We start from the raw sequence: 7,915 nt of genomic DNA on the forward strand, positions 1-7,915 counted from the left end.
CGGGTGCCCTGACGGGGGAGTGTCCCCCTAAGTGCACTGGGTCGGGTGTGACGCCGCTCATACCGTCCGGGCTGGCCGTAGCAGAACGCGGCGTGGCCCATCGATCGCCCCGGCGTCGGGGCGGGACGGAGCACTCATGAGCGGCAATCCACGTGAGGTGGCGACCGGCACCAACCTCTTCGTCGCCGGCACGGTGACGGGCACCGCGCGGTGGTTCAACGACACGTCCGACGTCCTGTCCATCGACGACGACGACCTCGAGGACACCGTCGCCTTCGTCAACAAGGGCGGCATGACCTTCCTGTCGCCGATCCTGCCCGACCTCAAGGGCATCGTGTGCACGGCCGGCAGCCGCGAGTCGCACCTGGCCATCCTGTCGCGGGAGTCCGACGTGCCGTGCGTGCTCGCCGCGCAGCTGACCGGGACCGTGTCCGACGGGGACACGGTGGTCCTCGACCTCACCGACGGTGAGACGGCCCGGATCTCGGTGACGGGCGCGGCGGTGACGGCATGACCCTCTCGCTGGAGACGCCGGCCGACCTGACGGCCCTGTACACCGACGCCGCGTACGAGCCGTCCCTGGCGGAGTGGAACTGGCTGGTGCAGAAGGCCGGTGCCGCCTACAGGTCCGAGCTCGCGGCCCGCACCGTCTTCGAGTCCGAGCTGTTCGGCATGAACACCTACATCCTCATGTCGATGATGGAGGACTACCTCCAGGTCCCCGACCGGCTCCGGACGATCCTGCGGCACGCCACGCCGTCCGAACTGGTCAGCCGTGACCTGCCGATCGGCACCAAGCGCAGCTTCATCAACCTGGCCGCGATGCCGCTGCACTACCTCACCGGCCGTGAGCTGTTCGTCGACCTGGGGGAGAACGGCCTCGCGGACGGGCTGGAGGACCAGCTGACGGTCCTGCGCTTCTGGCGGGAGGCGACGATCGCCGCCCGCACGGACGGCGTGCTGTTCAACATGGACGCCGAACCGGCCAACAGCTCCCACGTCGTCCCCCGGTCGCTGCTCGACGAGATCCGCGGGCAACTGCTCCCCGCCGACGAGGGCCTGAAGGGGACGATCCGCAAGTTCGGCGCCCGGCTGACCGCCTACGCGTTCCTGGAGAACTGCGACGCGCGCACCGCCGTCTGCGACACCGGCCCGTACGTGCTCGAGGACGGCTCCTTCCTCGCCCTCCGCGAGACGTGCACCGACCGGGACGGCGACTTCCCGTGGGTCGACGGCATCCGGGAGACCCTCCCGTACCACCACTTCGTCATCGCGCACCGGCTGCCCGGCTCGGTCCGGATGGACAACAACGTCTGGGGCACCGCCTGGTTCAGCCCCAGCGACCACCAGTCCGCCCTGATCGAGACGCAGGTCTTCTGCACCGACGACGGCACCCTGCGCCCGCTGGGCGCCGACGAGGTCGAGGCGGCGACCAAGGCCATCCGGAGCGCCCACCGGGCCCTCTACCAGCGCCTGGCCGAGACCGACCCGGAGGAGCGCAACCTCTACGCGACGCAGATGTACGCGTGGAAGCTCAAGCCCTGGGCCCGCCTGGCCGGCTGCTTCGACGAGATCGACTGGACCGTCACCCCGCGCATCGCGGAGTCCTACGCCCGCTTCAGCGACCCCGACCTGGCCCTGCGGCTCATCGGCGGCGTCTTCGTCCCGCAGGACCGGGACGGCTGTTTCCGCCCCCTCGGACAGGAGCGATGACCATGTCCCAGATCGGCAAGGGGATCCCCTCCTACCGCTTCCCCCCGGTCACGGGCCGGGCCCGCTGGTTCCGCTCGCCGTCCGACGTCATCGAGGCGATCGACTCCGACCTCGAGGCGACGATCGCGCTCGTGGAGTCCGGCGGCACGACGTTCCTCTCGCCCATCCTCGGGCGGCTCGGCGGCATCGTCGCCCGCGACGGCACGCTGCGCTCCCACCTCGCCATCGTGTCCCGGGAGTTCGAGGTCCCCTGCCTCGTGGGCACCGAGCTGGTCGAGGTCCCCGACGACGGCGCCGAGCTCACCCTGCAGGTCCAGGACGGCGACCTCGGTCTCGTGTCGCTGTCCTCGGCGGGGGCCCCGGCGGCGACCGCCGCGCCGCCGGCACGGGAGGACGTGTCCGAGCGGTGGTGGGCCTACGTCCGCCGGGTCGGCGACGACATCGGCGTCAAGGACTTCGACGTCGACGTCTCCCCGGCCGACCTCGAGGCCCTGATCGCCGAGCCGCTGACCGACGAGCGGCTCGACGACCTGGTCCAGCACATGGGCCGTGCGTTCAAGCCGGAGATGACGCGGCGCTCGTCGTTCACCTCCGAGCTGTTCCCGATGCTGCCGTACATGTCGCTGTCGGTGATCGACGACTTCCACACCTACGCGCAGCGGGTCGCCGTCATCGACGCGGCGATGCCGGCGGAGGAGATCGGCCGGCGGCTGCGGACGGCGCCCGGGCAGGTCAGCCCGCTGTGGATCTGGATGGCCGGCTACCACTACCTGTGCGGCCGGGAGTGCCTGATCCGCACGGGGAGGCTCCGCCCGGACGAGCGGACCGAGGAGGTCCGCACGGTCGTCGACTTCTGGCGCCGGCTCACCCTGGCCCACCGCGGCGACGGCACCCTGGACAACAAGGACGCCGGCTTCACCAACCGCTACCTCCCGGCGGAGGCCGTCACCTCGCTGAGCGCCGCGACGCAGCGGCTGGACGCCGACGCGGCCAAGGCGCTCAAGCGGCTCAATGCAACCGTCGCCGGCTACTCGTTCCTCTACTTCACCGACTCCCGGGTCGGCATCTACGACTCCGGCCCGTACGTGCAGCCCGACGGCCGGCACACCATCGTCCGCGACTACCTGTCCCTGGGACCGAGCACGTTCGACTACCCGTGGGCCCGGGAGCTGCGGCCGCCCTTCACGGGCCTGACGCTGGTGCTCACCTACGACCCGGCGGCGTTCTCCAGCTTCGAGATCAACGACTGGGGGACCACGTTCACCGAACCCGACCAGCTGCTCGGCGCCGTCACCGACGCCGCCGTCGTCGGGCACACCGCCGACGGGCAGCAGCGGGTCCTCGACCCGGGGGAGTGGGCGCAGCTCACCGCCGACCTGAGCCGGTCGCACCTGGCCGTCTACCAGCAGTTCGCCGACATGGACCGCGAGCAGCGGATCTTCTCCGCGACCCGGATGTACACGTCCGGGCTGCGGCCGTTCGCCGACGTCGCCGGCGTGACCGACGGGGTCGACTGGTCCTTCTCGCCGGACACGCTGGCGCTCTACCCCGACCCCTTCGACGACGACGACGAGGCCGCCGCGATCTTCGGGACCGCGCTGGTGGCCAACGACATGCCGGGCGCTTTCTCGCCGACCCGCACGGCCTGACCAGGAGGACATCGATGCGCCAGTCGATGCAGCGGCTCGTCCCCGCGGACGAGCTGCTCTGCCACCAGACACCCGAGACGTTCGCGACGATCAGCCAGGCCGACGTCTCCTGGACCGAGAAGCTGTGGGCGTCGCTGTTCGCCCGGGACGGCTCGTTGCAGGTCGACGTCGGTCTGGGCAAGTACCACAACCGGAACGTCATCGACATGTTCGCGGGCATCTCCCGCGGCACGGAGCAGCTGACCGTCCGGGCCAGCCGGCAGCTGGACAGCGACCCGGAGCGGGTCGGTGTCGGCCCGCTGGACTACGAGGTGCTCGAACCGCTGAGGAAGGTCCGGTGGGTGCTGCGCGAGAACCACGTGCTGCCGATCCGGTTCGACCTCACCGTCACCGGGGTGCTGCCGCCCTTCCTGGAGTCCAAGGACTCGCAGCGCGAGCCGTCCGGCTTCCGGATCTGCTCCGACCTGCTCCGCTACCACCAGCCCTCGACGGTCAGCGGCCGGATCTGGGTCGACGGGGAGCAGATCGACGTCCACGACGAGGAGTGGTTCGGCTTCCGCGACCACTCCTGGGGCGTGCGGATGGACGTCGGCGAGCCCCCGGCGGACGTCTACCGGCCCGACCGGCTCGCCGGGGACTTCATCCTCACCTGGAGCCCGATGTGGCTGCAGCGGCCCGACGGCAGCAGCTACGAGATCCACCACTACCACCAGTGGGTCAACGGGCGGACGACGTACTTCTCCGGGTTCGAGAACCTGCCCGACGGCACCCAGCGGCCGCTGCACGCCCTCCAGGACGAGCTCAAGTTCGACCCGGTGAACCGGCGCCTGCTGGGCGGCAAGATGGTGTTCGACGCCGGCTGGGGCCAGACCCGCACCATCGAGGTGGAGGCGGCCAGCCACACCGGGTTCCACCTCGGCACGGGGCTGTACTTCGGGTTCAAGGGTCACCGCCACGGCCAGTGGCTGGGGCCCACGCACGTCGACGGGGAACGCTTCGCCGACGTGTCCGACCCGGAGACCGCGCGCACCGTCCACCAGCTGCGCGACTGCGTCATCCGCGTCCGTGAGGGCGACGCGGAGGGCTACGGGATCTTCGAGTCCATGGTCATCGGCGAGCACCCCCGCTACGGCCTGACCCGGGAGTCGTCCTTCCTCTAGTGGGAGGACCACCCTCCCCCCGCCTCGCAGGCGCAGGCGGAGGGACCCTGGGGGTGGCCGTTCGGGTACGGCTCGAGGGCCGCCCGCCTCGTGCGGGCGGCCCTCAGCCGTGCGCGCGGGCGAGGAGCGCCAGCTCCATGCGGGACTGGCAGCCGGTGGTGGCCAGGATCCGGCTGACGTACTTCTTCACGCTGTCCTCGGCCAGCGACAGGGTCTCGGCGATCTCGGCGTTCGACAGCCCGTCGGCGACCAGCTGCACGACCTGCTGCTGCCGCTCGGACAGGCCGGCGAGCGCGGCGTGCCGCCGGGACACCGGCAGGCGCCGGGTGACCGCGGACAGCTGCCCGGAGAGCAGGCGGAGCGTCGCCAGCTCGTGGGGGCCCAGCCGGTCGGGCGCCGAGTCGAACATCCCCACCAGCGCCGTGTGGCCGCCGGGCAGCTCGAGGCGCATCGCCGCGGCGGTCTCCATGCGCCAGGTGGTGTGCAGGAAGTGGCGGACGTAGGCGTCGGCCGACGCCGGCAGGCTGCCCATAGCCCGCAGCTCCGCCAGCGAGGAGACGCCGGTGGTGACCAGCTGCCGCATGGCCGCGGGCGTACCGAACAGGTCGTAGCGCGACCACCGGTCGTGGTACTCCGGCAGCATCCGCACGGTCAGGCCCTCGGTCAGCGGGGTCAGGTCGCCGAAGGTGCTGTGGAACGTCGCGCCGGCGAAGAACGACACGTGCCGCAGCCCGAAGGTGCTGCCCAGCGACTCCACCAGCTCCTCGCGGAGGTCCGGGAGGGACGGCGCGACGGCGCAGCTCTCCAGGACGTCGAAGGCGCGCTCGTAGTCGACCTGGCGCAGCACGGCCCGCGCCGGGGTCCGGCGTCGCGGCGGCGCGGCAATGTCCCCCAACGTGGACTGGGTCACATTCCCGACGCTACCTAGCTTTCGTCCAGGTGAACAGCAGCGCAGCCCACCGCCCGGTGCGGCCCGCCGCGCCACCTCCGGCGACACGGCGGGCTCCCCGTCCGGCGCCGGCCCGCTCATCGACGAGCACAGAGAGGTGACGATGTCCGAACCCGCGGTGTCGCCCCCGAAGTGGGGCACGACCGAGATGCTGCCCCTGCCCGCACGCTTCAACTCCGCCGTCCGCGAGCTGGCCGCGGCGCGCTTCGCGGCCACCGGCGCGGCGTGGAAGGACGTGGTCTTCGACCGCCAGTACGACCTGTTCTCGCTGACCGACGCGCAGGCGATCGAGCAGGAGGCGCTCGACTCGGGCTACCGCTTCGACTTCTCGGCGACGGTCTCCCTGGAGTCGGAGCCGGAGAAGTACAAGCGCCCCGAGCGCGCCGCCGCCGGCTTCGCCGAGGGCTCGGCGGGCGCCGACGGGCGACGCCAGGTCGGGGTGGGTGACAACGTCATCCGCAAGTCCGCGAACGTGACCGGCCCGGTCGCCCTGGTCTCGACCATCGAGCAGGTCATGGAGTACCTGGCCGACGGCGTCCCGGACGGCACGATCGCGGTCATCGACGACTCGGGCGGCACCCTGACCGCGCCGATCATCGAGCACTTCACCGGCGTCATCTGCCTCGGCGGCACCGTCCGCTCGCACCTCGGCATCCTCGCCCGCGAGTACGACGTGCCCACGCTCATGAACTGCCGGATCGACACCTTGGAGGACGGCGACGTCGTCGAGATCGAGGTGACCGCGGCCCCGCCGGCGGCCGACGCCTACGAGACCGGCGACACCGGTCACGCCCGGATCTGGATCGTCGAGAGCGAGGCCTGAGGACCATGACCGCCAGCCCCCTGACCGGCACAGCCCGCAACCTGAAGCTGACCTACCCGTCGCTGCTGTCGACCAACAACTACATCCGTCAGCTCAGCGACACCACGTACTGGCTGTGCATCACGCGCACGGTCCAGGAGTCGAAGCTCTTCCCGATGAACCCGTACATGCTGCTGAGCTACCTCAACAGCTTCTACCGGTGGCCGACCCTGCTGCGCGAGATCGACGCGGCGACCCCGGCCGAGGAACTGGGCGACCGCGCCCGCGAGGTCAGCCTCAAGGTCAACACGGTCAACGCCGCCTGGGGACTGCCGGCGTTCTACCTCATCGGCCGCGAGATGCTGATGAACTGGGGCCTGCTCGGCCCCGCCGACGCGGTCGACGACGTCGTCGACGTGCTCGACTTCTCCCGCCGGTTCAACCTCGCCTACCACCGCAACGACGGGCACCTCACCAACAAGGAGTTCGGCGACCGCAGCCAGCTCCTGCCCGAGCGCACCCTGCAGGTCTTCGAGTCCGACCTGCACGGCGTGACCCCGGGGGACCGGCTGCACACGGCGGCGACCAAGCTGGTCGCGCAGTTGTCGCAGTACGCGTTCCTGGCGCACTGCGAGTGCCGGATCGGGCTGCACAACAGCGGCCCGTACGCCTTCGGGGACAACCGCCAGCTCATCGTGCGCGACTTCTTCGAGCTGACCGAGGGCGACTACCCGTGGCTGGACGGCATCGCCACCCGGCTGCCGGTCGCCAACCTGACGATCCCCATCGTCTTCAAGGACACCAACTTCCACCTCATGGACGACTGGGCCTCGTTCGAGGCCGAGCCGGCCTACGACGCGGCGAACATCGTCGCCGTCGGCATGTACACCTCCGACGCGCTCACCGACGGCTACGTGCCGGTCGGCATGGAGAACGCCGAGCAGCTGGCCGAGACGATGGAGCAGTACCGGGAGATCCTCAACGAGGCGACCGCCGACCTCTGGAAGCGGATCGCCACCTGGACGCGCGAGCAGATGATCGACGCCGGCGCGCTGGTGTACTCCTCGGTGGCCAAGGACTTCGCCCACCTCGCCGGCACCTACCGGCAGGACGACTGGCTCTCCCTCGACGACCGCGTGCAGCGCTTCAAGCCGCTGATGAACGACGAGTACGGCCGCGACGACCTCGCCGAGATGGTGGGCCTGATCGGCTTCCCGCACCAGAAGACGAACGAGTACTCGATGGCCCGGTACTCGGGTGCCAACCAGAACATGCTGACCGGCATCCCGTACTCGGTGCTCGTCGACGACGACTTCGCCCCGACGGCGGGGGACCGGCTCTCCGGCTCCAGCAGCCTCGACGCCAAGACCGGCCTCTGGACGACGTCCGCCGGCCGCCTCGACGTCGACGAGTACAACCGCCGGGCCCGGGACTTCCGGCCGGCCGTGCTGGCCGAGCCGTACCGCTACCTCGACGAGGAGTGGGTCAAGCGGCACTGGCGGACCGAGCGGGCCGACGAGCTGTACCGGCTGGCCCAGCGGGGGTCGCGGAACCTCGAGGGCCGCGGCGCCGGCCTGCGCCGCGCCGACCTGCCCGGCTCCGCCGGCTGACCCACCCCCGCCTCCCGGCCGGCCGCGGGCCC

7 protein-coding genes are annotated in these 7,915 nt (G+C 71.0%); 6 read left to right on the forward strand and 1 reads right to left on the reverse strand.

Annotated elements, in window-relative coordinates; all coding sequences use genetic code 11:
• Nucleotides 1-136 precede the first annotated feature (136 nt).
• The 4 genes from ACFO3M_RS16320 to ACFO3M_RS16335 are packed head-to-tail and all read left to right on the forward strand — an operon-like array spanning nucleotide 137 to nucleotide 4,522.
• The gene (locus tag ACFO3M_RS16320; RefSeq protein ID WP_387990959.1) at nucleotides 137-514 is read left to right on the forward strand and encodes a PEP-utilizing enzyme; all 378 of its coding nucleotides are present in this window, start codon (nucleotides 137-139) and stop codon (nucleotides 512-514) included.
• On the forward strand, nucleotides 511-1,713 hold the full coding sequence (locus tag ACFO3M_RS16325; protein WP_387990962.1) for a hypothetical protein: 1,203 nt from the start codon (nucleotides 511-513) through the stop codon (nucleotides 1,711-1,713). The genes ACFO3M_RS16320 and ACFO3M_RS16325 overlap by 4 nt, the downstream gene beginning before the upstream one ends.
• Complete coding sequence (locus ACFO3M_RS16330; protein ID WP_387990965.1) at nucleotides 1,710-3,362, forward strand: PEP-utilizing enzyme; 1,653 nt, start codon at nucleotides 1,710-1,712, stop codon at nucleotides 3,360-3,362. The genes ACFO3M_RS16325 and ACFO3M_RS16330 overlap by 4 nt, the downstream gene beginning before the upstream one ends.
• A 14-nt stretch (nucleotides 3,363-3,376) precedes the next feature.
• The gene (locus ACFO3M_RS16335) at nucleotides 3,377-4,522 is read left to right on the forward strand and encodes an Rv3169 family protein (protein WP_387990968.1); all 1,146 of its coding nucleotides are present in this window, start codon (nucleotides 3,377-3,379) and stop codon (nucleotides 4,520-4,522) included.
• A gap of 103 nt (nucleotides 4,523-4,625) precedes the next feature.
• Here ACFO3M_RS16335 and ACFO3M_RS16340 read toward each other — a convergent pair whose 3' ends face one another.
• Nucleotides 4,626-5,432 carry a helix-turn-helix transcriptional regulator gene (locus ACFO3M_RS16340; protein WP_387990971.1) on the reverse strand — a complete coding sequence of 269 codons (807 nt, stop codon included), beginning with the start codon at nucleotides 5,430-5,432 and terminating at the stop codon, nucleotides 4,626-4,628.
• Between the two features lie 142 nt (nucleotides 5,433-5,574).
• Here ACFO3M_RS16340 and ACFO3M_RS16345 point away from each other — a divergent pair, with 142 nt between their 5' ends.
• Together ACFO3M_RS16345 and ACFO3M_RS16350 are read left to right on the forward strand one after the other, a co-directional pair.
• Nucleotides 5,575-6,294: a PEP-utilizing enzyme gene (locus ACFO3M_RS16345; RefSeq protein ID WP_387990974.1), complete on the forward strand. Its 720-nt coding sequence runs from the start codon at nucleotides 5,575-5,577 to the stop codon at nucleotides 6,292-6,294.
• Between the two features lie 5 nt (nucleotides 6,295-6,299).
• Nucleotides 6,300-7,883, forward strand: coding sequence for a hypothetical protein (locus tag ACFO3M_RS16350; RefSeq protein WP_387990977.1), 1,584 nt, complete (start codon nucleotides 6,300-6,302; stop codon nucleotides 7,881-7,883).
• Nucleotides 7,884-7,915: the final 32 nt, after the last annotated feature.

Source organism: Geodermatophilus arenarius, assembly GCF_042654585.1.
GTDB classification, from domain to species: domain Bacteria; phylum Actinomycetota; class Actinomycetes; order Mycobacteriales; family Geodermatophilaceae; genus Geodermatophilus; species Geodermatophilus arenarius.

What these genes read in the sequence shown, in the direction of transcription:
- ACFO3M_RS16320 (WP_387990959.1), top strand. Translation starts at nt 137, where the DNA reads ATGAGCGGCAATCCACGTGAGGTGGCGACCGGCACCAACCTCTTCGTC.
- ACFO3M_RS16325 (WP_387990962.1), top strand. Translation starts at nt 511, where the DNA reads ATGACCCTCTCGCTGGAGACGCCGGCCGACCTGACGGCCCTGTACACC.
- ACFO3M_RS16330 (WP_387990965.1), top strand. Translation starts at nt 1,710, where the DNA reads ATGACCATGTCCCAGATCGGCAAGGGGATCCCCTCCTACCGCTTCCCC.
- ACFO3M_RS16335 (WP_387990968.1), top strand. Translation starts at nt 3,377, where the DNA reads ATGCGCCAGTCGATGCAGCGGCTCGTCCCCGCGGACGAGCTGCTCTGC.
- ACFO3M_RS16345 (WP_387990974.1), top strand. Translation starts at nt 5,575, where the DNA reads ATGTCCGAACCCGCGGTGTCGCCCCCGAAGTGGGGCACGACCGAGATG.
- ACFO3M_RS16350 (WP_387990977.1), top strand. Translation starts at nt 6,300, where the DNA reads ATGACCGCCAGCCCCCTGACCGGCACAGCCCGCAACCTGAAGCTGACC.